Raw genomic sequence first — 23,224 nt, 5'->3', positions numbered from 1 at the left:
GATGGCCGCGAGAGGGGGCCTTCCCCACTGTTCAGGCGCCGCGGAGGGTGGCGTCGTGGCGTTCGGCGGCGCGGGCCACCGCCGCGTCGCGGGCGGCCACCGCCTCCTCCACCGTCAGCGTGCGGTCGGGCGCCCGGAACGTCAGCTTGTACGCCAGCGACCGGCGGCCCGCCCCCAGCTGCTCGGCGGCGTACACGTCGAACAGGCGGACCGACTCCAGCAGCTCGCCGGCGCCCTCGACCAGCGCCTGCTGAACCTGCGCTGCGGGGACCGACGCGTCGACGACCAGGGCGACATCGATCAGCGCGGGCGGGAACGACGAGACGGCCGGCGCCTGGAGCATCGGCGCGGCGGGCACCGCGTCCAGGTTCAGCTCCATGGCGCAGCTGCGCCGCGGCAACTCCAGCGCCGCGACGACCGCCGGATGCAGCTCGCCCGCGTACCCGACGACGGCGCCACCGACCAGCAGCTGCGCGCACCGACCGGGGTGCCAGGGCGCGTACTCGGCAGCCCGCACGGTGACCTGGCCGCCTGGGACACCGGCGACGGCGAGGACATCGCGACCCGCCTGGACGGCGTCCGCCCAGCCGGCCGCGCGGCCCGCGCCCCACCAGCCGGTCTGCTCGACCTCTCCGGCGAGCACCACGGCGACGTGCCGGGGCTGGTCCGGCAGGACCGCGTCGGCGGCGGCGAACACCGCGTCCGACGGGCGCTGTTCCACCCCCATCCGCGGTGGAACACCCGCGTCCGGACGTGGGAGGAAAACCGAGCCGATCTCGTACAGGGCGAGGTCGCGCTGGCCCCGGCCGAGGTTGCGCCGGAGCATGCCGAGCAGCGGGCCCAGCAGCGTGGTACGCAGCAGCGGCTCCTCCTCCGACAACGGGTTGGCCAGCCGGACCGCATGCCGGCGCGGGTCGTCGGCCGACAGTCCGAGCAGGTCGGCCAGTTCGGGGGCGACGAACGGCTGCGCCAGCACCTCGACGTACCCCTGGTCGGCGAGCGCCCGGGCGACCGCCCGCCGGCGTCGCTGCTGCCAGGTCAACCCCCGGCCGGCGGGCGCCACCGGCAGCACCGACGGCACCTTGTCGTACCCGTCGAGGCGGACCACCTCCTCGACCAGGTCGGCCGGGTCGGTGAGGTCCGGCCGCCAGGTCGGCGGGGTGACGGTCAACGCCACCACGCCGCCGGCCGGGACGCCCACCTCGCCCGGGTCCTCGGCGAGCCGGTCCGCGCCAACCACGACCGCACAGCCCACCTGTTCCAGCAGGGCGCCCACCCGGGTCGGGGAATACTCCACCCCGACCCGCCGACTGGGCAGGTCGGCCGGAATGGTGACCGGCGTCCGGGGCGGCACGTGGTCGATGTCGAGGATCTCCGCACCGGCGGTGCCACCGCCGTGTTCGACCAGCAGCCGGACCGCCCGCTCGATGGCGACCAACGGCAGCGCCGGATCGACCCCCCGCTCCCAGCGCTTCGCGGCCTCGCTGAACAGCTTGTGCCGGCGGGCGGTGCGCCCGACCGTCACCGGATCCCAGTGGGCGGCCTCGAAGAGCACGTTCGTGGTGCCCCCGACCACCTCGCTGTTCTCCCCACCCATCACCGCGGCGAGCGAGATCGGGGCGCCGGCGCCGTCACCCGCGACGGGGTTCGGCAGCCCGGCGTCGCAGATCACCATGTCCTCCCCGACGAGTGCCCGGGAGACACCGTCCAGGGTGGTCAGCTTCTCGCCCGACTCGGCACGGCGAACCACCAGCGGGCCGGCGATCCGGTCGGCGTCGAACGCGTGCATCGGCTGACCCAGCTCGAGCATCACGTAGTTGGTGATGTCCACCGGAAGCGAGAGGCTCCGGATCCCGGCGGTGGTGAGCCGCCGCACCATCCAGGCGGGCGACGGCGCGGCCGGGTCGACACCGCGGACCATCCGGGCGGCGAACCGGTCGCAACCGACCGGGTCCCGCACCTCGACCGGGTACGCCGGCTGCTCGGTCGCGCCCGGCGCGGGCGCGAGCCCCGGGTCGCGGAACGGCACCCCGAGGGCTTGGGCCAGCTCGCGGGCGATGCCGCGCACCGACATCTGGTAGCCGCGGTCCGGGGTCAGCTCGACCTCGACCACCACGTCGTCGAGCCCGACCGCCGGCCGGGCGTCGTCGCCCGGCTCGGCCGGGCTGGACGCGGGTAGCACGATGATGCCCGCGTGGTCGTCGCCCAGACCCAGTTCCTTCGCCGAGCAGATCATGCCGCTGGAGTTGCGCCCGTACGTCTTGCGCGCCCCGATGGCGAAGTTGCCGGGCAGCACGCCGCCGGGCAGGATCACCACCACCCGGTCACCGACGGCGAAATTCCGCGCGCCGCAAACGATCTCCTGGAGTTCGCCGGTGCCGTTGGCGCCGCCCACGTCGACGAGGCAGAACCGGATCGGCTTCTTGAAGCCGGTCAGCTCCTCGATCTCGCGGACCGCACCCACCACCAGCGACCCGGTGACCGTCTCGCCCAAATCCACGATGGACTCGACCTCGAGGCCGAGGTTCACCAGAGCCTGCTCCACATCGGCCGGGGCCAGGTGGGTCGGCAGGTCGACGTGCTCGCGCAGCCAACTGACAGAAACTCGCATGACTCAGACCACCGTCTCCGTTACTCGTGCTCGCAAGCCGCTCACGCCCCGTACCCGAACGCCCGGGTGAACCGGACGTCGCCCTCGACCATGTCCCGCATGTCGCCGACGCCGTGGCGGAACATGACCGTCCGGTCGATGCCCATCCCGAAGGCGAATCCGGAGTAGACCTCCGGGTCGATGCCGCAGGCCCGCAGCACCCGCGGGTTCACCATGCCGCAGCCGCCCCACTCGACCCACCGCGCGCCCTTGCGGTGCTCCGGGAACCACACGTCGAACTCCGCCGACGGTTCGGTGAACGGAAAGTAGTGCGGCCGAAAGCGGGTCCTCGCCTCCGGGCCGAACATCGCTCGGGCGAAGTGGTCCAGGGTGCCGCGCAGGTGCGCCATCGTGACTCCCTTGTCGACCACCAGGCCCTCAACCTGGTGGAAGACCGGCGCGTGGGTGGCGTCCAACTCGTCGGTGCGGTAGACCCGGCCCGGGCAGATCACGTAGATCGGTGGCTTGCGGGTCAGCATCGTCCGCGCCTGCACCGGCGAGGTGTGCGTGCGCAGCACCAGGCCGGAGTTCTCCGGCGCGACGTGGAAGGTGTCCATCAGACCGCGTGCCGGGTGGTCCGGGCCGATGTTGAGCGCGTCGAAGTTGGTCCACTCCAGCTCAACCTCGGGTCCCTCGGCCACCTCGTAGCCCATCCCGACGAAGAAGTCGCTGATCTGCTCCATCAGGGTGCTGACCGGGTGGCGGGCGCCCCGCGGGCGCCGATCGTACGGCAGGGTCACGTCGACCCGTTCCTCGACCAGCATCCGCTCGGTCTGCTCGCGCTCCAGCACGTCGGCGCGGGCGGCGTAGGCGCTCTCGATCGCCCGCCGGGCCTCGTTGACCCGCTTGCCGGCGTCGGCCTTGGCGGCCGGCGGCAGCCCGCCGATCTCACGGCGGGCAAGCGAGACCGGCGCCCGGTCGCCGAGGTGCGCGGGGCGCAGCGCGGCCAAGGCGTCCGGGCCGGCGGCATCGGTGAACGCCTTCTCGGCGGTGGCGACGGCATCGGCCAGGGCGGCCGGGTCGAGCAGGGCGGCCTGCTTCGGGTCGTAGGGGTCGTTGCGGTAGGTCATGGCGTACGGGCACTCCCTCACGGCGGCGCCGGCCCTTGTCGGGCGGCGAGGCGAGTCTACGGACGCGCGGCTGTGCCGCAGCCCGCCGGTGGGAGTTGTGCGGAGAGCAGGTCAGGCCCGCCGCCCGCCGGCACCGGCGGGCTGGCTAAACGAACGCCGTGGCGCGTTCATGGGCGGCTGCTCTCCCCTGCAGTCTCGGCCGCGCGACCACTCGACGGCCGTCGCTGCGCTCTCGCTGAAGCGTACAGGCACACCGCCGCGGCCGCAGCCAGGTTCAGGCTCTCGGCACGTCCGTGCAGCGGCACCCGGACCCGGGCATCGGCGGCGGCGGTCAGTTCCTCGGGCAGCCCGTGCGCCTCTGAGCCGAAAAGCCACGCGGTGGGAGCGACCAGCCGGCCGGCGTCGGCGAGGTCGTCCAGGTCGGCCGCGCCGGACCCGGTGGTGGCCAGCACGGCGAGCCCGGCGGCCCGCAGCGCGCCGACCACCACAAGGGAGTCGGGCGCGCGTACCACGTCAACGTGGAAGAGGCTGCCGGCCGACGCCCGCACGGCCTTGCCGTTGTAGGGGTCGACGGCTTCGCCGGCGAAGACGACCGTCTGCGCGCCGGCCGCGTCGGCGGTACGCAGGACGGTGCCGGCGTTACCCGGGTCGCGGATGCCGGCAAGGACCGCGACCAGCCGCGGCTGGCGCCCGAGGGCGGCGTCCAGGGGCACGTCGAGGTGCCGGCACACCGCTACCAGGCCCTGCGGGGCGACGGTCTCGGTGAGCGCGGCGAGCGCCTCCGCGGTGACCTCGGAGACCGGAACGTCGTCGGCGGCCGCCCGGGCGGCCAGATCCGAGTACCGGTCGAGGGCCGCCGGCGTGCCGAAGAGCTCCAGGACCGTGCGGGGCCGGGCGAGGGCTTCCCGGACGGCCTGCGGTCCCTCGGTCAGGAACCGGCCGGTGGCCTCGCGGTCGCGGCGGCGCTGAAGCCGGCGGGCGGCCACGACCCGCGGGGTACGCGGGGTGAACGGCCCCAAGACGGCGTCGAGGCGCCTCCCGCGCGGTACTGGCTGCATGGGAGACGCCTCGATCCGACCGTGGGCGGTGGTCAGGCGGCCTGGGCCGCGGCGCCACCGGTGCCCTGCTCCGCCACGGCGGCGCGGGCCAGTTCGACGATCGCCGCGAACGCGGCGGCGTCGTTGACGGCCAGGTCGGCCAGGATCTTCCGGTCGACCTCGATGCCGGCCAGGCGCAGTCCCTGGATCAGGCGGTTGTAGGTCATCCCGTTGGCGCGGGCGCCCGCGTTGATCCGCTGGATCCACAGCTGCCGGAAGTCACCCTTGCGGTCGCGACGGTCCCGGTAGGCGTACTGCATCGAGTGCAGCACCTGCTCCTTGGCCTTGCGGTACAGGCGGGAGCGCTGACCGCGGTAGCCGCTCGCGGTCTCCAGCAGGGTACGGCGCTTCTTCTGGGCGTTCACAGCCCGCTTGACGCGTGCCATCTCAACTCCTTCGTCGGTTCAGGTGGCGCGCGTCAGCGGCCGAGCAGCTTCTTGATGCGCTTCACGTCAGCCTTGGCCAGCTCGACGGTGCCGGTCAGCCGGCGGGTCCGGGTGGAGGGCTTCTTCTCCAGGTTGTGACGCAGGCCGGCCTGCTGGGCAACGACCTTGCCCTTGCCGGTCAGCCGGACGCGCTTACCCATCCCGGTGTGGCTCTTCATCTTCGGCATGTGGAACGTCTTCTCCCCTGTTACTCGCCGGTGCTCCCGGCGGGCCCGGCCGCCTCGGCCGGCGGCGCCTCGGCGGCGCCGGATTCCCGCTCGCCCCGCGGCAGTGCGCTACCGCGGGCCGCCGTGGCGGCGGCCTTGGTGGCGCGGTGCGGCGCAAGCACCATGATCATATTTCGGCCGTCCTGCTTCGGCGCGGCCTCGACGTACCCCAGCTCCGAGATCTCGGACTCGAGTCGGCGCAGGAGCCGGTACCCCAGCTCCGGGCGGCTCTGCTCCCGACCGCGGAACATGATCGTCACCTTGACCTTGTCGCCGGCCTTGAGGAACCGCACCACGTGACCCTTCTTGGTCTCGTAGTCGTGCGGGTCGATCTTTGGCCGGAGCTTCATCTCCTTGATGACGGTCTGCTGCTGGTTACGCCGCGCTTCGCGCGCCTTCAGTGCGCTCTCATACTTGAACTTGCCGAAGTCCATGAGCTTGCACACCGGTGGGCGCGCCATCGGCGCAACCTCGACCAGGTCCAGGTCGACGTCCGCGGCCAGCTGAAGGGCGCGCTCCAGCGGGACGATGCCCACCTGCTCACCTTCAGGGCCGACCAGTCGGACCTCACGTGCCCGGATCTGCTCGTTCACGCGTGGTTCGACGCTGATGGGGCCTCCTCGAGTCGATTCTTCCTGCGTGGCCGACCCCGCGGCTCCCGGATGGGAGCCGACCCCGGAAAGCAGAAGGCCCCAGCACATGCCAGGGCCCGCTCGACCGGTCGGCACGATCACAGGATCGCGCATCCGGAACCGGGACGTGCCCGGAACCGATGACCGGACCCGGCCACCGGTGCGGCGACTCGGGTGGGAGCAGGGCGCTCCACTTTCATGACCGCCGCGCACCCGCGGACAGCCTGGTCGACCCCACAACACTACACCCCCGTCGCGGCCTCCCCAAACCGGGCGGCGGGAGAGGACCCGGGCCCGCCCGGTCCAGCCTCCCGGGGACGTCGTCCAGCATCCGAGGCGAGCAGCCGAACCCGAACCCGAGCCCGCTGCGGGAGCGCACGCCTTGACCGCGCGTTGCGGCCCCTGCCGTGGAACCGAGCGGGGCGGTGGTGGGTCAGCGACCGGGGGTGCGCTCGGCCTGGTCGGTCAGATGGGCCTGGTGCAGGCGGCGCAGCGCCCGAACCCCCTCGACGGCCAGCTCCTTGTCGGCGGCCTGGAGGGCCACCATCGGCAGCAGGTCGTCGTCGTGCAGTTCCAGGCTCGCCCAGGGCGCACCCCGGTCGAAGCGGACCCCCCGCACGACCTCCCAGGGCAGCTCGTACGAGCCGATCACGTTGCGCACCCGGACGCGACGCGCGTCGGCCTGCACCATCGGACGGGTGAACAGCAGGACGCCGAGCGCGCCGAAGACACCGAGGCCGATCATGGCGAGCTGATCACCCCGCTGGAAGCTGCCGTAGCCGTTGCCGGTCGGACCGGTCAGCGACGTGGCCAGCACGCTGAACACCACGACCAACGCGGCCGCCGAGGCCCAGCAGACCAGCCGGATGCGGTGGGGCCGGATACGGATCGACTCGGTTTCGCTCACCCCATCAGTCTGCCATCCCGCCCGGGCCGACCCGCCCCTGCCACGCATACCCCGGAGTGGGTCTCCGCCGGGTGACCCGTTGCCGGCGAGCCGACCCGCGGTGGCCGGAGGTCAACCGATCACCATGGATCCCGCAGGGTTCACAGCCGGCAGGCGTGGATGTTCGTGACGAGAATCGCGCGGGCGCCGAGCTCATACAACTCGTCCATGATCCGGTGCACGTGTTCGCGGAGCACCATTGCCTGCACGGCGACCCAACCCTCCCGGTGCAGCGGGGACACGGTCGGCGACTCGATGCCCGGGGTCAGCGAGCTGGCCCGGTCCAGCAGGGCCGCCGGGACGTCGTAGGCGAGCATCACGTAGCGCCGGGCCACGAGCACCCCGTGCAGCCGACGCAGGAGCTGCTCGCACTGCGGGTGGGTCGGCGCGTCGGCCCGGCGGACCAGCACCGCCGAGGAACGCAGCAGCGGCTCGCCGAACACCACCAGACCGGCCTGTCGCAGCGTGGCACCGGTCTCCACCACGTCGGCGACCACGTCGGCGACACCCAGCCGGATGGCGTTCTCCACTGCGCCGTCCAGGCGGATCACGTCGGCCTTGACGCCCAGTTCAACGAGGTGCCGCTCGACCAGCCCCGGATAGGCGGTGGCGATCCGGTGCCCACCCAGCTCCTGCACCGAGTCGACGTCCGTTGGTCGGGCGGCGAAGCGGAAGGTGGCCCGACCGAAGGCCAGGTCGACCACCTCCTCCGCCGGGGCACCGGAATCGATCAGCAGGTCCCGGCCGGTGATGCCGACGTCGAGGTCACCGGAGCCGACGTAGGTGGCGATGTCCTTCGGGCGCAGATAGAAGAACTCGATGTCGTTGGACTCGTCCCGGCAGACCAGGTCCTTCGGTTCGGTACGCTGGCGGTAGCCCGCCTCGCGCAGCATCTGGGCGGCCGACTCGGCGAGGGCGCCCTTGTTGGGTACGGCGACACGTAGCATGACGGAGCGCTCCTTGATGATCGGGGAGGATCGACGCGGGGGACGCACTCACAGATGTCGGTAGACGTCCTTCAGGTCGAGACCGGTGGCGAGCATGAGCACCTGCACCTGGTAGAGCAGCTGGGAGATCTCCTCGGCGGTCCGCTCGGGACCCTCGTGCTCGGCGGCCATCCACGACTCGGCGGCCTCCTCGACGACCTTCTTACCGATGAAGTGCACCCCCTTTCCCAGGGCCGCGACCGTGCCCGAGCCCGGGGTGCCGGCAGTGGCCTTGGCCTGCAGCTCGGCGAACAACTCCTCGAACGTCTTCACCCGCCGATTCTCTCAACCGGACCGCCCGCCACCCGCACCGGGCCCGTGACAGACCCGGACTCGTCCGCCCGCGGCGCCGGTCGGAGACCGGGTCACGGCGCGGGCCGGTCGGCGAGCGGGCCGGTCGTGGAGGCGTCAGCCGCCGAAGCCGACCCGATGGCCACCGGCGACGGACACACTGCGGACCGCCAAGGCGGCGTCAAGCGCCGCGACAGTCGCCGACCAGCCCTTGTCCTCCGCCGAGCCGGGCAGGCCGGCCCGATCCCGGGCCTGCTCGATGGTGTTGACGGTCAGCACGCCGTGGGCCACCGGCTTCCCCTCGTCCAGCGCCACGCGGGTGAGCCCGTCAGTCACCGAGCGGCAGACGTGGTCAAAGTGCGCGGTGGCGCCCCGGACCACGACGCCGAGAGCGACCACCACGTCGCAGCGGCGGGCGAGCGCCTGGGCCACCACCGGCAGTTCCACCGAACCGGCCACCCGGGCCACCACCGCGCGCGCCCCGCAGGCCTCAGCCGCGGCGACCGCCCGGTCCAGCATGTGGTCAGTGAGGTCGCCGTGCCACCGGGCCGCGACGACGCCCACCGTGAGGCCGGTGGCGTCGACCGCGTCGATGCCCGGCTCCCCGAAACCCGCCATGGCTACACTCCGATCTCGTCGCCGGCGACCGGGCGGCCCATCGGCGCCTCGGTAACCTCGTCCAACTCGTCCAGCAGGTGCCCCATCCGGTCCCGCTTGGTGCGCAGGTAGCGCACGTTCTCCGGGTGCGGTCGCACCGGCAGTCCCTCGCGCCCGATGACGGTCAGCCCGTACCCTTCCAGTCCGGCCCGCTTGGCCGGGTTGTTGGTCAGCAGCCGCATCGAGCGCACGCCCAGGTCGTAGAGGATCTGCGCGCCGGTGCCGTAGTCCCGCGCGTCCGCCGGCAGGCCCAGGTCGAGGTTGGCGTCGACGGTGTCCCGGCCCAGGTCCTGGAGCTGGTACGCCTGGAGCTTGTGCAACAGGCCGATGCCCCGCCCCTCGTGACCGCGGACGTAGAGCACCACGCCCCGTCCCTCCCGGGCGACCCGCTCCAGGGCGGCGTTGAGCTGCGGGCCACAGTCGCAGCGTACGGAGCCGAACACGTCACCGGTGAGGCACTCGGAGTGCACCCGCACCAGCACATCCCGGCCATCGCCGATCTCACCCATGACCAGCGCCACGTGCTCCGCCGAGTCGTAGTCGCTGCGGTAGCCCAGCGCCCGGAACCGCCCGTGCCGGGTGGGCATCCGGGCATCGGCGACCAGCTCGACCTGCTTCTCCGTACGCCGCCGGTACGCGATCAGTTCGGCGATGGTGACCAGGGTCAGCGCGTGCTCGGCGCAGAACTTCTCCAGGTCCGGCACCCGCATCATGGTGCCGTCGTCGTTGACCAGCTCGCAGAGGACTCCGGCCGGCCGCAGGCCGGCCAGTCGGGTCAGGTCGACCGCAGCCTCGGTGTGCCCCGGCCGGCGCAGCACGCCGCCCTCCCGGGCCCGCAGCGGCACGACGTGGCCGGGTCGGGCCAGGTCGGCGGGGCTGGTGGCGGCGTCGGCGAGCAGCCGGACCGTGTGTGCCCGGTCGGCGGCCGAGATGCCGGTGCTCACGCCCTCCCGGGCGTCGACCGTCACCGTGTAGGCGGTGCCGCGCTTGTCCTGGTTGGTGTGGTACATCGGCGGCAGGTCCAGCCGGTCGCACTCGCTCTCGGTGAGCGGCACGCAGATGTAGCCGGAGGTGTGCCGGACCATGAAGGCGAGCAGCTCCGGCGTGGCCAACTCGGCCGCGAAAATGAGGTCACCCTCGTTCTCCCGGTCGGCGTCGTCGACCACGACGACGGGCCGGCCAGCGGCGATGTCCGCCACCGCCTGCTCGATGCTGGCGAAGGAACTCATGCCGGCACTCCACTTCGCTTCGTGCCGCCATGAGGCACCTCCGGGCTGAGCCTGATGATTCGCGCGCTTCGCTCGCTCATGCGGCGGCCTCCGAGTAGGTCGGTGGGATCGGGGCGGGGCGGTTGGCCGCGACGTCCGCCACCAGGCGGCGTGGCAGGGCGGAGGCGAGGCCGAACACGCTGCCGGCGACCTCGCGGACCAGCACGGGCGAGCCGGCGACGTTCGCCTGCGCGTCGAGCAGCCAGCCGAGCGGGCCCATCAGGCCGCCCCGCCCGCGTTCGTCGCGCCGGACAGTCCCCCGCTGCCGGGCAGCCCGAGGGCACCGGGCTGGTCGCCGGCCGGCCGGCCCGCCGGCAGGTGCGGGCCGAGCAGGCGCTCGACGTACTTGGCCAGCACGTCGACCTCCAGGTTGACCGGGTCGCCGACCCCTCGGGCGCCGAGGGTGGTGAGCTTGAGCGTGGTCGGGATCAGGCCGACCGAGAACCAGTCCGGTCCGACGTCGGCGACGGTCAGCGACACCCCGTCGACGGTGATCGAGCCCTTCTCCACCACGTACCGGGCGAGGGCCGCCGGCAGACGGAACCGCACGGTCTCCCACTGGGCGGCGGGCTCCCGGCCCAGCAGGGCACCGACACCGTCGACGTGCCCCTGCACCAGGTGCCCGCCGAGGCGACTGCCGAGGGCAGCGGCGCGCTCCAGGTTGACCGGGTCGCCTGGTCCGAGCGCGCCGAGCGCGGAGCGACGCAGCGTCTCCCCCATCACATCGGCGGTGAAGGTCCCGTCGACGGCCTCCACCACCGTCAGGCAGACGCCGTTGACCGCGATCGAGTCGCCGTGGCGAGCGTCGGAGGTGACCAGCGGGCCACGGATCGCGACCAGCGCGGAGTCCCCCGCGGTCTCGGTGACCCGGACGACCTCGCCCAACTCCTCGACGATGCCGGTGAACATGTCAGCCCTCCCTCTTCTGGGGCAGCGCGGTGATCCGCAGATCCGGACCGATCTGCGTAACGTCGACGAACTCGCAGTCGATGGCCTCGGCGATCGTCGTCACGCCCGCGTCGACCAGCGCGGTCGGGCCCGCACCCAGCAGCCCGGGCGCGACGTAGCCGACGATCTTGTCAACCAGCCCGGCGGCGAGGAACGCGCCGGCCAGGCGCGGCCCGCCCTCCAGCAGCACCGCCCGGACCCCGCGGCCGTGCAGGGCGGCGAGCAGCGCCGGCAGGTCGACCCGACCGTCCGGGCCGGCGCCGACCTCAGCCGCGGTGGCAACCCAGGTGCGCGATGCCCCGTCGCGGACCCGAGCCCCCGCTGGGGTACGCCCAGCGGAGTCGACCACCACCCGCAGCGGCTGCCGGATGGCGAGACTGCCGTCGCGCAGGTTCCGGGCGGTGAGGCGGGGATCGTCGGCGAGCACGGTGCCCACTCCGACGATCACGGCGTCGACGGTGCCGCGCAGCGCGTGCACGTCCATCCGGGCCGCCTCGGAGGTGATCCACATGCTGGTGCCGTCCGCGGCCGCCGACCGACCGTCGAGCGTCGCGGCGTACTTCCAGATGACGTACGGCCAGCCGCGGCGCATCGAGGTGAGCCAGGCGACGTTGCCGGCCTCGGCCTCGCTGGTGCCTACTCCGATGTCCACCTGGACCCCGGCGGCGCGCAGGGTGGCGGCGCCGCCGGCGGCGACCGGGTTCGGGTCGGGCACGGCGATGACCACCCGGGCGACCCCGGCCTGCACCAGCGCGGTACTACAGGGGCCGGTGCGACCGGTGTGATCGCACGGCTCCAGCGTGACCACGGCGGTACCGCCACGGGCGCGCTCCCCCGCCTGGGCGAGGGCGACGATCTCGGCGTGCGGACCGCCGGCGTACACATGGAAGCCCTCACCCACGATCTGGCCGTCCGCGTCGAGCAGCACGCAGCCAACGACCGGGTTGGGGCTGGTGGTGCCGAGACCACGCGCGGCGAGTTCGACCGCGCGACGCATCGCCTCATCGACCGAGACGCCGGCCATGCGCCTGCCCTCTCACTCGCCCGATCGGCACGCGGGCGGCGACAGGAGCGACGGCATCGGGCCGCGGGCGTGCGGCGGCGGAGAATCCGGGAGACGGCACGGCCGACCCCGGGGGGCCGACACGGCACGCCGAGGTGGCGGTGCTGGTACGGCCCGTCCGTCCCGCGCGCTGTCTCCCATCCGGACTGTCTGGCTGCGGGCATGCCCACACCCAACCGTCGGCCCCGGATTCTCACCAGGTCCACCGGGCGGACGAACCGCTCCCGGGTCGCGGGCTTACCACGGTCGCACCGTGGATCACCGCCGGTTCGGAATTACACCGAGTCCCGCCAGCGCGTGGTGGGTACACCGAAAGTCTTACACGCTCTGGGGGGCCTGTCGCCACCCCGCGAGCTACTTCACATGCCGATCGCCCGAGTCGGCGACGCCGCGCCGTCGATCCACCGCCACGTACGAACCGGGCTGGCTCTTGGCCACCGACTTCATCTCCGAGGCGATCGTCATCGCCGCCAAGGGGCTGGTGATGCGTTTGTCGGCGTCCGAGACGGAGACGCCGATGGAGAGGGTGACCAGAGCGGCCCGGCGTAGGTTTCCCCGCCGGTCCTTCAGCTCGACGTAGCCGCGGGCGGCGTCGGACGTGTCGTAGAGCGCGTCGGCGGCCTTCTCGAAGTCGGTCGAGACCCGCGAGGTGAGTGGCCGGACCTGCTCCGGCGTACAGACGAAGACGAAGTCGTCGCCGCCGACGTGGCCCAGGAAAGCCGGCGGCAGGCCCACCGACACCACGGCCCGGTGCAGGCTGCGGGCCAACGCCGAGATGAAGTCGTCGCCCCGGACGAAGCCGTACCGGTCGTTCACGCTCTTGAACCGGTCGATGTCGATGTAACCGACCGCGTAGTCCGACCCGACCCGAACCCGGTCGGCAATCTCCCGGCGTATACGGCTATTTCCGGGCAAACCGGTCAGTGGTGAGACCTCGCGGAACTCCTTGTTGCGCCGCAGGGTGGAGCTGACCCGGGCCACCAGTTCCGCGGTGTCGAAGGGCTTCACCAGATAGTCGTCGGCGCCAGCGCTGAGGCCGTGCACCTTGTCCACCGTCATTCCCTTGGCGGTCAGCATGATCACCGGCAGGACCGCGGTCATCGGATCGGCACGCAGCCGCCGGGTCAACTCCAGACCATCGACGCGCGGCATCATCAGATCGATTACCGCGAGGTCGGGACGCTGACGCTCGATCACCTCCAGGGCCTCCTGGCCGTCGCCGGCGTGGATCACCTCGTAGCCGTGCAACCGAAGGTTGAACTCCACGAAACGCGCGATGTCCTCGTCGTCGTCGACGACGAGGATGACGTCCGGTCGGTCGCCGGCGGGCTCCACGTCAGGCTCCGGTGACCGCGTGTTCCGCCCGTGCCCGCAGTTTCCGGACAGCCTCGGCCGGATCGTCCGCGCCGTAGACGGCGGTGCCGGCGACGAAGGCGTCGGCACCGGCCTCGGCGGCCTGTGCGATGGTGTCGGCGGTGATCCCGCCGTCGACCTCGATCCGCACGTCCAGGTGGCCGGTCTCGACGTGGCGGCGCGCGGCGCGAACCTTGTCGAGCAGGTGCGGGATGAAGCGCTGCCCGCCGAAGCCGGCCTTGATGGTCATGATCAGCAGCGTGTCGAAGCTGGGCAGCAGTTCCAGGTACGACTCGATCGGGGTATCCCGGTCGATCGCCAGCCCGGCCTTCGCCCCGGCCGACCGAAGGTCCTTGGCCAGCGCCACCGGATCGTCGCAGGCCTCGGCGTGGAAGGTGACGTTGTACGCCCCGGCGTCGGCGTATCCCGGGGCCCACCGCCGCGGATCCTCGATCATCAGGTGCACGTCGAAGGGGATCGTGGTAGCCCCCCGCAGACTCTGCACGACCGGCAGTCCGATGGTCAGGTTCGGCACGAAGTGGTTGTCCATGACGTCCACGTGCAGCCAGTCGGCGGCATCTTCGACGGCACGGACCTCGTCGGCGAGGCGGGCGAAATCGGCGGCCAGTATGCTCGGCGCGACGATCGGCGGCGGTACGGTCACGGAGCCAGTGTACGAACGCGGCCACCAGCCGCCCACGGCACGGCAGCAACCGGAACACCCTGTGACCCGGTGGTGACCTGCAGTGCGGATTGGCCATTCCCGGCCGGTGAAACGGGACGAAGGGTCATCCGTGACTGGCCGGAAGACGGAAAGGCGGCAACACTCCATCAGAGACGGCGACGTGGGCGCTACGACCACCGGCGGCGCGCCGGCCGGTGGTCCCGGTGGTCGACCGCCGCCTCCCGGAAAGGGCGGACGATGCGACGGTGGCTTCCTCTCAGGGCACTGGTGCTGGTTGGCACGGCCGCGCTCGTACTGAGCGGCTGTGTGCGGCCGGGCGGATCCGACGGCGACCTCACCGACGACTGGCCCGCACTCGCCGAGGCGCGGCTGTTCGTCCCGACCGCGCCCGTCTGCCTGCCGCGGATCAACGCAGTGGTGCAGGCGAGCACGTACGAAACGGTGGACTGCGCCCGCAACCACCTGACGGAGGCGATGTACGTGGGGACCTTCGACGGCGCCGTCGCGGCGAAGGCCCGCCGACCTGACCCGGGCTCGCCGGATCTGCGCGGTGCCCGGGCCGACTGCGACCAGCGGGTCCGCGACATACTCGGCGGCGACTGGCACTCCGCCCGGCTCACGCTGAACATCGCCCTGCCGTCCGTGTCCGCCTGGGCGGCCGGCGCCCGCTGGTTCCGCTGCGATCTCAGCGAAACCGACAGCATCGACAACACCCGGCCGATCAACCGCACCGGCAGCCTGCGGGGGGCGATGCTCGGCGACTCCACGCTGGTTCACCGCTGCTTCGACCCGAAGTTGATCGACGACAACCTCAACTACATGGCGCCCGTGCTGTGCACCGAGCCGCACCGGGCCGAGTTCGTCGGCGTGTATGTGGAACGCGAGATGAGCTGGGCGGAGTTCACCCGCGGCGAACAGCGGGCCCACCAGCGCTGCATGGGGCTCATCGCCGCCTTCGCCGACGTGCCCAACAACAGCGATCTGCCGTACCGGGCGGGGTCGATCTTCTATCCGCCGTCGGAGCGGGAGTGGGAGGAGGGCGACCGGGGCGTGCGATGTTTCCTGTGGAGCGACGACCGGAAGTTGACCCGCTCCATGCGCGGCGTGGGCCCGCAGGGTCTGCCGGCAACCTGACCGGTCCTTGTCCCGCGGACCATCGCCGGCCCGCAAGGAAATCGGCGGCCCGCACGGAAACCGGACGGCGACCGGCGCGTCGGCGGTTCACCCGGATGCGACACCGGTACCCGGACGACCCGCCGACCCGCCGACCCGCCTCGGCGCGGCCGGACGAGGCCAGCGGGCAGCCTAGGTTCGGCGGAGCACCGCGAGGAACATGGCGTCGGTGCCGTGGCGGTGCGGCCACAGCTGCACCGTCGGCCCGTCGCCGAGCCCAGGCATACCAGCGGGCATCAGCGGGCGGGCATCAACGAAGTCGATCGGCACGCCGGCCCGGCGAGCCGCCTCGGTGACCGTCACGTGTGTCTCCACGGTATGTGGCGAGCAGGTGACGTAGGCGACCACGCCACCGGGGCGTACCGCCCGCAACGCCGCGACGAGCAGTTCCCGCTGCAGACGAGTCAGCGCCGGCAGGTCCGACGGCTGGCGCCGCCAACGCGCCTCGGGTCTCCGGCGCAGCGACCCCAGGCCGGTGCAGGGCGCGTCGACCAGCACCCGGTCGAAGTGCTCCTCGGGGAGCTTCGGGTCGGCGCCGACGGCACGGCCGTCGGTGTTCAGCACCGTGACCGGCAGGCCCCGGGTGGCCCGCGCGACGAGGCCGGCACGGTGCTCGGACACCTCGACCGCGGTCAGTCGGCTGCCGCGCTCGGCGGCCATGGCGCCCAGCAGCCCAGACTTCCCGCCCGGCCCGGCGCACAGGTCCAGCCACCGCCCGTCCGGGCCGTCCAGCGGCGCCACTGCGAGCGCGCCGGCCACCAGCTGCGAGCCCTCGTCCTGGACGTGGGTCCGGCCCTCGGCGAGCGCCGGCAGGTCGCCCGGCGCGCCACCGCCGAGGTAGACCGCGTACGGGGAGAAGGCGCCCGGTGCGCCGCCGACCTCGTCGGCCAGCGCCGCCGGGTCGGTCAGCCCGGGACGGGCGCACAGGTGCACCGGCGGGCGTTCATTGTCCTCGATGAGCAGCCGGGTAGTCTCGCCGAGGTCGCCGCCGAGTGCCTCGGCGAAGGCCCGGACGATCCACTGCGGATGGCTGTACGCGAGGGACAGATGCCCGATCGGGTCGGTCTCCATCGGCGGGGCCAGCTTCGTCACCCACTCGTCGATGTCCCGGCCGGCCACCTCCCGCAGCACCGCGTTGGCGAATCCGGTCGCCCCCGGACCGACGGTCCGGACCAGGTCGACGGTCGACGAGACCGCGGCGTGGGCGGGGACGCGGGTGTGCAGTAGCTGGTACGCCCCGAGCCGCAGCGCGTCACGCACCGGCGGATCGATGCGGGCCACGTCCCGGCCGGCGGCGTCGGTGAGGATCGCGTCGAGCGTGCCCAGGTGGCGCAGCGTGCCGTAGGTCAGCTCGGTGACGAACGCGGCGTCCCGGCCGGTCAGCCCGGCGTCGCGGAGGATCGCCGGGAGCACCAGGTTCGCGTACGCGTCGTCCCGGTTGACCGCCTCAATCGCCTGGTAGGCCGCGTACCGGGGTCGGTCGGCCGGGGCCGACCGGCGGCCGGCGAGGACGCCGCCAGCCCGGGCTCCACGGTCGGTACGGCCGGCGCCGGCCGGCTGCTCCCCGCGGATCGCGCCCGGCCGCCCGGACCCGGCCCGGACCGCGCGAGCGCGACCGGGGCGCCGAGCCGACGGGGAACCAGGATCGCCGGGGCGGGCAGCGTCCGACCGGCCGGCTCGGTCGGGTTCGGGACGCTGTGCAGGCGAGGAGTCCGGGCGGTCGGAGCGATCGGCCGGGCCGGTCACGCGAAGACCTCCCCGGTGGCCACTCGGGCGCCGCGCGCCCAGTCACTCGCCGGCATGGCCTTCTTGCCCGCGGCCCGGACCTCGCCGAGACACACCGGTGTGGTGGCGGTGCCCGCCAGTACCCGGGACTTCTCCGCCAGCAGTTCGCCCGGCTTCAGCTCGGGGCCGTTCGCGACCGGCGTGACCGGGCCGAGCTTGACCCGCTCGTCGCGGAAGGTGGTCCACGGCCCGGGGGCGGGAGTGCAGGCGCGGATACGCCGGTCCACCGCGAACACCGGGTCGGTCCAGCGCACCCGAGCGTCCTCGACGGTGAGCTTCGGCGCCAGGGACACCCCGTCGGCGGGCTGCGGCTCGGCCCGCGCGGTGCCGTCGGAGATCGCGTCCAGGACGGCGACCAGCAGCCCCGCACCGGAGTGCGCGAGCCTTTCCAGCAGGTCCCCCGACGTGTCGGTCGAACGGATCTCGTCGGTGAGGGTGCCGTACACCGGCCCGGTGTCCAGTCCCTCCTCCAGCTGGAAGACGCTGGCTCCGGTCAGCTCGTCGCCGTGCAGGACGGCGTGCTGCACGGGCGCGGCGCCCCGCCACGCGGGCAGCAGCGAGAAGTGCAGATTGATCCACCCGTGCCGGGGGACCGCCAGTGCCACCGGTGGAACCAACGCGCCATACGCGACCACGGGCACGCAGTCCGGCGCCAGCGCGCGCAGCCGGTCGAGGAATTCGGGTTCGCGCGGCCGGGCGGGGGTGAGCACCTCGACGTCGTGCTCGTCGGCCCAGGCGCCCACCGGAGAGCGGGACAGCCCACGACCGCGCCCGGCGGGGGCATCCGGTCGGGTGACGACGGCCACGAGGTCATGGGAGGCGGCCACGGCCGCTACGGCGGGGACGGCGACGGCCGGAGTTCCGGCGAATATCACACGCACCGGCCGGTCACCTCCCAAGGCCGAAGGGGCTGCTGGCGGCGTGTGGGCTGAGCTTGACCGTGGGCGGAGCCGCGGGGTCGTACCACTCGGCCTGGCGGATCGCCTTCATCGCCTCCTTGCGGCCGGCCGGGTCGAGCCGGTCGACGAAGAGCACCCCGTCGAGGTGATCGGTCTCGTGCTGAACGCACCGGGCCATCAGGCCGGTGCCGACGATCTGCACCGGATCGCCGTAGCCGTTGAAGCCCTTGGCGATCACGTTCTGCCGGCGCTTGGTGTCGAAGTAGAGTCCGGGAATGGACAGGCAGCCCTCCGGGCCGTCCTGCTCCTCGGCGTCGGGAAACTCCAGCACCGGGTTGACCAGGTGGCCGACCACGTCGTCGACGTCGAAGGTGAACACCCGCAGCCCCACGCCGAGCTGCGGCGCGGCGAGGCCGGCGCCGCTCTGCTCGCGCATCGTGTCGGTCAGGTCGGCGACAAGCTTGCGCAGCTCGACGTCGAAGTCGACCACCGGATCGGCCGGTGTGCGCAACACCGGATCGCCGAACAGACGGATGGGCTGGACGGTCACGCGGGGTGGCTCCTTCGTGGCTGGGGACGGGTCTGCCGTACCAGTCTACGGAGTGCCTGGGCTGGTCCCGGCCGGCGCACTGCGATCGGCGGCCGGGACGGCGACCGGGAGGGTGTCGTAGCCGCGCAGGGTCAGCCGGGTCCGCCGGCGCGGCGCGCCGGCCAGCGTGAGGCCGCGCAGCCGACGCAGCAGCAGTGGGAAGGCGACCTGCGCCTCCAGGCGGGCCAGCCCGGCACCCAGGCAGTAGTGTGGTCCCGCTCCGAAGGACAGCGGGTGGATCTGCGGGCGCCACGGGTCGAAGCGTGCCGGTTCCGGATAGCGCCGGGGGTCCCGGTTGGCCGCGCCGAGCAGCAGCAGCGTCCAGCCCCCGGCCGGCACGTCGACACCGTCGTACGACGTGCCGGTGCCGGTGAGCCGCGTGGTGAGCTGCACCGGGGAGTCGAACCGGAGCAACTCGTCGACGTACGCCGGGGCGAACTCGGGGTGATCACACAGCGCGTCGGCCTCGCGGGGGTGCTCCAGCAGCACGACGAGCCCGTTGCCGAGCAGGTTGGTGGTGGTCTCAAATCCGGCGACCAGCAGGACCACCAGGTTGGCCAGCAGTTCCTCGCCGGAGAGCCGGTCACCGTCGGCATCGTGCACCTGCACCAGGGCGGTGGTCAGGTCATCGGTGGGCGCACGGCGGCGGGCTGCGATCAACTCGCCGAAGTAGCCGCTTAGCTCGACGGCGCCCCGGTCGGCGACGGCCAACTCCTCGGCAGTGATCTCCGGCTCCAGCACGCCGGTCAGATCGCCGGCCCAGCGCCGGAACAGCGGCCGGTCGGCCGCGGGCACGCCGAGCAGCGCGCAGATCACCCCCACCGGTAGCGGGTACGCGAACTCGGACATGAAGTCGACCGGCTCACCGGCGCGGGCGCGCTCGACGATCACGTCGACCAATGCGTCCGCCTGCGCGGTGACCACGGCACGCATCGCCCCGATCCGCCGCGGGGTGAACGCCCCGGCCGCGAGTCGGCGCAACCGACTGTGATCGGGCGGGTTGGTACGCAGCATCGACCGGGAGATCGAGGCGAACGCCGGGCTGTCCCGCCAGCCGGGCAGGAAGCGGTCGCGCAGCACGTCGTCGAGCACGCTGAAGGCGGGATCGCGGAGCATCGCGTCGGCCTCGGCGTAGCCGGTGACCACGTGGAGGTCCGACCCCACCTGGGTCACCGGGCCGTGGGCGCGCAGCCGCTCGTACGTCGGATAGGGGTCCACCCGACCCTCCGGCGACATGAGCAGGGCGAGGGCCTCAGCGGCGTCCATGGCCGACCTCCCGGGTCGAAGAGCGTCGAAGCCTCCATCATGCGCGCCGCCGCCACGAACCGCGAACCCGTCCGGACCGTGGGTACGCCTCAGGCGCCGGCGCCGGGCTCCCCCGCCAGCACCGCGCTTCCGCCCAGCAGCGCGTGCTCCGGCAGCGGTAGCTCGATCTTGTGGGCGGCCTCCCAGTCGTGGATCAGGCTGGGCCGCACCTGGGTGGCGAAGTAGTCGATCGCGCTCATCCCGCCGACGACCGGCTCCTCCACCTCGGCCACCAGCCGGGCGGGCACCAGCCGGAACCCGCGCTGGAGCGCGGCGCTGAGCCGACGATGCCCGTCGATGACAAAGAAGTACTCGCCGGTGTAGCCGATCCGCAGCGGCTCCAGCGCCTCGTCGCCGGCGGCGGCGACATCACCGACGAACGCGCCGTCCCACAGGTCACGCAGGGCCGCGACGTCCTCGGTCGGATAGACCCGGGCCGGGTCGAGCAGCAAGAGCGGCGGAGCCTCCCGCAGCACGTCGGCACCGAGCCGGCCCTCGTACACGTCGATGATGTGCGCGATCACCTCCTCGGCGGCGGCCCGGGTGGTGTCGCAGATGAGGTCGTAGTTACGCAGTCGGGCCTTGTCCACGCCGTAGCGGACGATGAACCGGCCCCGCTCGCTCTCGCTGCGTTCCATGAGCTTGGCCTTTGCCTCCCCCAGCGAGGTGTAGCTCTCGGCGGGGCCGGAGGGCCGCAGCAGCACCCGTCGGGCCGCCTCGCCCGGCTCGGTGATCATGTGCACCTTGAGCGCGTCGGTGAAGAAGTGCCAGGCCAGCCGGGAGTCCATCACCAGCCGCTCGCCGGAGGCCGCGATGTCCCGCTGGAGTTGGTCGACGTAGCCGTCGACGGCCTGGTCCAACTCCGCGTGCAGGTTGAGCTGGAGGGCGGTCATCCGCCGCTCCTGTGCCATCTGCCGGTAGAGGTCGCCGACGCTGACCCGGCGCATGCCGAGACGTTTGGCGATTTCCACGGAGACGGTGCTCTTGCCGCTGCCGAGGTCACCGTTGAAGACGATCGACTGAGGAACGGTCACGACTGGTCCACCCCTGATCACCGGCTGATTGTGCTCATCGACGTCGCGCCGCACCGAGGCGCTCCCGTCACCGTCGCGCTACCCGGGCACCTCGACATGACGGGCGATGCTATCACCCGGATCCCCACCTACACCCACACAGCGTGTCCGACATTGCCACTTCGGTCACGGACCGTTACGGCTTCCCGTCGCAAAGTCGCCTGGGCCGGTGGGTCAGAACAGGGTCAGCGGGTCGACCTGGAGCCGGACCGGGTCGGCGGCCTTGCGGGCGGCGCGCACCCCAGCCGCCGTGTGCAGTGCCCCGGCCAGGGCGGCGGCCCGGGCCCGGGACACCCGGACCAGCATCCGCTCCCGCTCACCGTCGGCGGGGACCGGGCCGAGCACCTCGGCCCCCTGCGGCAGGCGGGCCTCGGCGAGCAGGTCGGCGACGGCCGCGGGCGATCCGGTGACGCTGGCCATCCGCACCGCCGGAGGAAAGCCCAGTTCCCGGCGTTCGGCCAGTTCCCGGGCGGCGAACCAGCCCGCGTCCCAGCGCAGCAGCGCCTGCACCGGGGCCAGCGCGCCGTCGGCGACCACCACGACCCGGCCGCCGGCCGCCGCGGGCCGGGCCAGCGCGGCGGCGGCGAGCCAGCGCCGCAGCGCTTCCTCACCCGCCCGCAGGTCGGCCCGGGTGAGCAGGGCCCACGAATCGAGCAGCAGCACGGCACCGTAGCCGCCGTCGGCCACCGGTTCGGCGCCGGGGGTGGCGATGACGAGGCCGGCGCCACCGGGGACGGCCGCGAGCACCTCGTCCCGGCCGGAGGTCCGTACCGGCACGTCGGGGAAGGCCCGACCCAGTTCCTCGGCGGTACGCCGGGCACCGGTGACCGAGGCGCGCAGGCGCCGCCCGCCGCACTCCGGACAGGCGTACGCGGCGGCCACGCGCCCGCACCAGCGACAGGCGGGGGCACCCCGCGCCGACGGGAGCGCGAGGGGCCCGGCACACTGCGGACAGCGGGCCGGGGCGCGGCAGGTGACGCAGGCCACCGAGGGCAGGTAGCCGCGACGGGGCACCTGGACCAGGACCGGCGCGTCGGCGCGCAGTGCGGCGCGGGCGGTGGTCCAGGTGAGGCTGGGCAACCGGGCGGTGGCCGCCCCGGGGTCGCGGGCCAGCTGCGGATCGTCGCCGGTGGGCACGATCGCCGGCATCCGGGCGCGCACCGTGGCCCGGTCGGCCACGACCCCCCGGGCCCACCCGGTCTCGATCAGCAGCTGCCCCTCGGCGGTGCGGGTGTAGCCGCCGACCAGAGCCGCGGCGTCGGCGAGCTGAGCGCGGGTGAGCAGCACCTCGCGGGCGTGCGGATACGGGGCCCGGGGTTCGGCGTGCAGGTCGTCACCGTCGTCCCAGATGGCGACCAAACCGAGCCTGGGCACCGGGGCGAACATGGCCGCCCGGGTGCCGATCACCACGGGGACGTCGCCGCGCCGGGCAGCGAGAAAGGCCCGGTACCGCCGGGCCGGGCCGAGCGCGGCGGTGAGCCGCACGTGCTGGTCGGGGCCGAGGGCTGCGGCCAGCGCCGTGTCGAGCCGGTCGAGGTCGCGGGTGTCGGCGACCACCACGACAGCGCCCCGACCACCCGCGACGACTGCGGCAACCGCTTCGGCGTAGCGGGCGGGCCAGGCCTCGCCGGGCAGCGCGGACCAGACCGCCCGGGCAGCCCGGCCCTCGGCGAACGCCCGCAGCAGGGCCGGACCGGCGGGGTAGTCACGCCAGCCGTCCAGGGCGGCCGGGGATTCGCCCGGCTCGGGCGGCTGGTGCGGTTCCTTCTCCACCGGGCGTGCCGGGGTGGAACGGCGAGGCGCAGCACGTCGGCGAGGCTGCCGGCGTACCGGTCGGCGACCGAGCGCGCCAGCCGCGCGATCTCCGGCGCCAGCACCGGTTCCGGGGAGACGACCTTCTCCAGGTACGAGAGCCGAGGGTGCTCGGAGGCATCGACCCGCTCCAGCAGCCAGCCGTCGACGACCTGTCCGGCGAAGCGGACCCGCACCCGGGTGCCGGGGAGGGCCTCGGCGTCCAGGGCCGCTGGCACCAGGTAGTCGAACGGACGGTCCAGGTGGGCCAGGGGAACGTCGACGCAGACGCGAGCGACCGGCGACCCCTC

General features: G+C 73.2%; 21 protein-coding genes, 2 pseudogenes and 1 riboswitch. Of the genes and pseudogenes, 1 reads left to right on the top strand and 22 read right to left on the bottom strand.

The window, feature by feature from the left end; translation table 11 throughout:
- Window positions 1-31: 31 nt before the first annotated feature.
- The 16 genes and pseudogenes from pheT to rpe all read right to left on the bottom strand — a co-directional run bounded on the left by pheT (window position 32) and on the right by rpe (window position 14,277).
- Window positions 32-2,611, bottom strand: coding sequence for a phenylalanine--tRNA ligase subunit beta (gene pheT / locus QTQ03_RS02650; RefSeq protein WP_289276550.1), 2,580 nt, complete (start codon window positions 2,609-2,611; stop codon window positions 32-34).
- A gap of 41 nt (window positions 2,612-2,652) precedes the next feature.
- Window positions 2,653-3,720: a phenylalanine--tRNA ligase subunit alpha gene (pheS, locus tag QTQ03_RS02645; protein WP_289276549.1), complete on the bottom strand. Its 1,068-nt coding sequence runs from the start codon at window positions 3,718-3,720 to the stop codon at window positions 2,653-2,655.
- Window positions 3,721-3,887: 167 nt separating this feature from the next.
- Window positions 3,888-4,778: a TrmH family RNA methyltransferase gene (locus QTQ03_RS02640; protein ID WP_289276548.1), complete on the bottom strand. Its 891-nt coding sequence runs from the start codon at window positions 4,776-4,778 to the stop codon at window positions 3,888-3,890.
- A 32-nt stretch (window positions 4,779-4,810) separates the two neighbouring features.
- A complete protein-coding gene (gene rplT / locus QTQ03_RS02635) occupies window positions 4,811-5,203 on the bottom strand; it encodes a 50S ribosomal protein L20 (RefSeq protein ID WP_289276547.1) in 393 nt (130 codons plus the stop codon).
- A gap of 32 nt (window positions 5,204-5,235) precedes the next feature.
- Complete coding sequence (gene rpmI, locus QTQ03_RS02630) at window positions 5,236-5,430, bottom strand: 50S ribosomal protein L35 (RefSeq protein WP_088994773.1); 195 nt, start codon at window positions 5,428-5,430, stop codon at window positions 5,236-5,238.
- Between the two features lie 20 nt (window positions 5,431-5,450).
- Entirely contained in the window at window positions 5,451-6,062 is a 612-nt protein-coding gene (infC, locus tag QTQ03_RS02625) for a translation initiation factor IF-3 (RefSeq protein WP_289276546.1), read from the bottom strand.
- Window positions 6,063-6,534: 472 nt separating this feature from the next.
- A complete protein-coding gene (locus QTQ03_RS02620) occupies window positions 6,535-7,008 on the bottom strand; it encodes a PH domain-containing protein (RefSeq protein ID WP_289276545.1) in 474 nt (157 codons plus the stop codon).
- Between the two features lie 140 nt (window positions 7,009-7,148).
- Complete coding sequence (gene hisG / locus QTQ03_RS02615) at window positions 7,149-7,994, bottom strand: ATP phosphoribosyltransferase (RefSeq protein WP_289276544.1); 846 nt, start codon at window positions 7,992-7,994, stop codon at window positions 7,149-7,151.
- A 48-nt stretch (window positions 7,995-8,042) separates the two neighbouring features.
- Window positions 8,043-8,306, bottom strand: a complete 264-nt coding sequence (locus QTQ03_RS02610; RefSeq protein ID WP_289276543.1) for a phosphoribosyl-ATP diphosphatase — start codon at window positions 8,304-8,306, stop codon at window positions 8,043-8,045.
- 135 nt (window positions 8,307-8,441) lie between these two features.
- The gene (gene ribH, locus QTQ03_RS02605) at window positions 8,442-8,942 is read right to left on the bottom strand and encodes a 6,7-dimethyl-8-ribityllumazine synthase (protein WP_289276542.1); all 501 of its coding nucleotides are present in this window, start codon (window positions 8,940-8,942) and stop codon (window positions 8,442-8,444) included.
- Between the two features lie 2 nt (window positions 8,943-8,944).
- Entirely contained in the window at window positions 8,945-10,210 is a 1,266-nt protein-coding gene (locus QTQ03_RS02600; RefSeq protein ID WP_289276541.1) for a bifunctional 3,4-dihydroxy-2-butanone-4-phosphate synthase/GTP cyclohydrolase II, read from the bottom strand.
- 154 nt (window positions 10,211-10,364) lie between these two features.
- Window positions 10,365-10,469, bottom strand: a pseudogene (locus QTQ03_RS02595) (nicotinamide riboside transporter PnuC); the annotation flags it as partial.
- Window positions 10,469-11,158, bottom strand: coding sequence for a riboflavin synthase (locus QTQ03_RS02590; protein WP_289276540.1), 690 nt, complete (start codon window positions 11,156-11,158; stop codon window positions 10,469-10,471). The pseudogene QTQ03_RS02595 and the gene QTQ03_RS02590, both read right to left, overlap by 1 nt.
- 1 nt (window position 11,159) lies before the next feature.
- Window positions 11,160-12,221: a bifunctional diaminohydroxyphosphoribosylaminopyrimidine deaminase/5-amino-6-(5-phosphoribosylamino)uracil reductase RibD gene (gene ribD / locus QTQ03_RS02585; RefSeq protein ID WP_289276539.1), complete on the bottom strand. Its 1,062-nt coding sequence runs from the start codon at window positions 12,219-12,221 to the stop codon at window positions 11,160-11,162.
- A gap of 164 nt (window positions 12,222-12,385) precedes the next feature.
- Window positions 12,386-12,559: riboswitch (FMN riboswitch) on the bottom strand.
- 55 nt (window positions 12,560-12,614) lie between these two features.
- Window positions 12,615-13,646 carry a GGDEF domain-containing response regulator gene (locus tag QTQ03_RS02580; protein ID WP_502889834.1) on the bottom strand — a complete coding sequence of 344 codons (1,032 nt, stop codon included), beginning with the start codon at window positions 13,644-13,646 and terminating at the stop codon, window positions 12,615-12,617.
- Window positions 13,597-14,277, bottom strand: a complete 681-nt coding sequence (gene rpe / locus QTQ03_RS02575) for a ribulose-phosphate 3-epimerase (protein WP_289276537.1) — start codon at window positions 14,275-14,277, stop codon at window positions 13,597-13,599. Before rpe ends, QTQ03_RS02580 begins: the two co-directional genes overlap by 50 nt.
- A gap of 288 nt (window positions 14,278-14,565) precedes the next feature.
- On the opposite strand from rpe, the gene QTQ03_RS02570 reads away from it, so the two are divergent.
- On the top strand, window positions 14,566-15,432 hold the full coding sequence (locus tag QTQ03_RS02570) for a septum formation family protein (protein ID WP_353890558.1): 867 nt from the start codon (window positions 14,566-14,568) through the stop codon (window positions 15,430-15,432).
- 171 nt (window positions 15,433-15,603) lie between these two features.
- On the opposite strand, the gene QTQ03_RS02565 is transcribed toward QTQ03_RS02570, so the two are convergent.
- The 6 genes and pseudogenes from QTQ03_RS02565 to QTQ03_RS02540 form a co-directional block, all read right to left on the bottom strand.
- Window positions 15,604-17,043: an RsmB/NOP family class I SAM-dependent RNA methyltransferase gene (locus QTQ03_RS02565; RefSeq protein ID WP_289280643.1), complete on the bottom strand. Its 1,440-nt coding sequence runs from the start codon at window positions 17,041-17,043 to the stop codon at window positions 15,604-15,606.
- A gap of 170 nt (window positions 17,044-17,213) precedes the next feature.
- Window positions 17,214-18,137, bottom strand: a complete 924-nt coding sequence (fmt, locus tag QTQ03_RS02560; RefSeq protein ID WP_289276535.1) for a methionyl-tRNA formyltransferase — start codon at window positions 18,135-18,137, stop codon at window positions 17,214-17,216.
- Between the two features lie 7 nt (window positions 18,138-18,144).
- Window positions 18,145-18,705 carry a peptide deformylase gene (gene def, locus QTQ03_RS02555; RefSeq protein ID WP_289276534.1) on the bottom strand — a complete coding sequence of 187 codons (561 nt, stop codon included), beginning with the start codon at window positions 18,703-18,705 and terminating at the stop codon, window positions 18,145-18,147.
- A 45-nt stretch (window positions 18,706-18,750) separates the two neighbouring features.
- Window positions 18,751-20,010: a cytochrome P450 gene (locus QTQ03_RS02550; RefSeq protein WP_289276533.1), complete on the bottom strand. Its 1,260-nt coding sequence runs from the start codon at window positions 20,008-20,010 to the stop codon at window positions 18,751-18,753.
- 89 nt (window positions 20,011-20,099) lie between these two features.
- A complete protein-coding gene (locus QTQ03_RS02545; protein WP_289276532.1) occupies window positions 20,100-21,083 on the bottom strand; it encodes an AAA family ATPase in 984 nt (327 codons plus the stop codon).
- 213 nt (window positions 21,084-21,296) lie between these two features.
- Window positions 21,297-23,185, bottom strand: a pseudogene (locus QTQ03_RS02540) (primosomal protein N').
- Window positions 23,186-23,224: the final 39 nt, after the last annotated feature.

This window comes from Micromonospora sp. WMMA1363, from assembly GCF_030345795.1.
Classification (GTDB): domain Bacteria; phylum Actinomycetota; class Actinomycetes; order Mycobacteriales; family Micromonosporaceae; genus Micromonospora.
The sequence above is the reverse complement of the archived record's forward strand: the minus strand, read 5'-3'. Positions and strand labels throughout refer to the sequence as shown.

Bases quoted from the DNA above. Each gene is read 5' to 3' on its own strand.
- pheT (WP_289276550.1), bottom strand. From the start codon at position 2,611: ATGCGAGTTTCTGTCAGTTGGCTGCGCGAGCACGTCGACCTGCCGACC.
- QTQ03_RS02550 (WP_289276533.1), bottom strand. From the start codon at position 20,010: ATGGACGCCGCTGAGGCCCTCGCCCTGCTCATGTCGCCGGAGGGTCGG.
- QTQ03_RS02640 (WP_289276548.1), bottom strand. From the start codon at position 4,778: ATGCAGCCAGTACCGCGCGGGAGGCGCCTCGACGCCGTCTTGGGGCCG.
- hisG (WP_289276544.1), bottom strand. From the start codon at position 7,994: ATGCTACGTGTCGCCGTACCCAACAAGGGCGCCCTCGCCGAGTCGGCC.
- rpmI (WP_088994773.1), bottom strand. From the start codon at position 5,430: ATGCCGAAGATGAAGAGCCACACCGGGATGGGTAAGCGCGTCCGGCTG.
- pheS (WP_289276549.1), bottom strand. From the start codon at position 3,720: ATGACCTACCGCAACGACCCCTACGACCCGAAGCAGGCCGCCCTGCTC.
- ribH (WP_289276542.1), bottom strand. From the start codon at position 8,942: ATGGCGGGTTTCGGGGAGCCGGGCATCGACGCGGTCGACGCCACCGGC.
- rplT (WP_289276547.1), bottom strand. From the start codon at position 5,203: ATGGCACGCGTCAAGCGGGCTGTGAACGCCCAGAAGAAGCGCCGTACC.
- QTQ03_RS02600 (WP_289276541.1), bottom strand. From the start codon at position 10,210: ATGAGTTCCTTCGCCAGCATCGAGCAGGCGGTGGCGGACATCGCCGCT.
- QTQ03_RS02590 (WP_289276540.1), bottom strand. From the start codon at position 11,158: ATGTTCACCGGCATCGTCGAGGAGTTGGGCGAGGTCGTCCGGGTCACC.
- ribD (WP_289276539.1), bottom strand. From the start codon at position 12,221: ATGGCCGGCGTCTCGGTCGATGAGGCGATGCGTCGCGCGGTCGAACTC.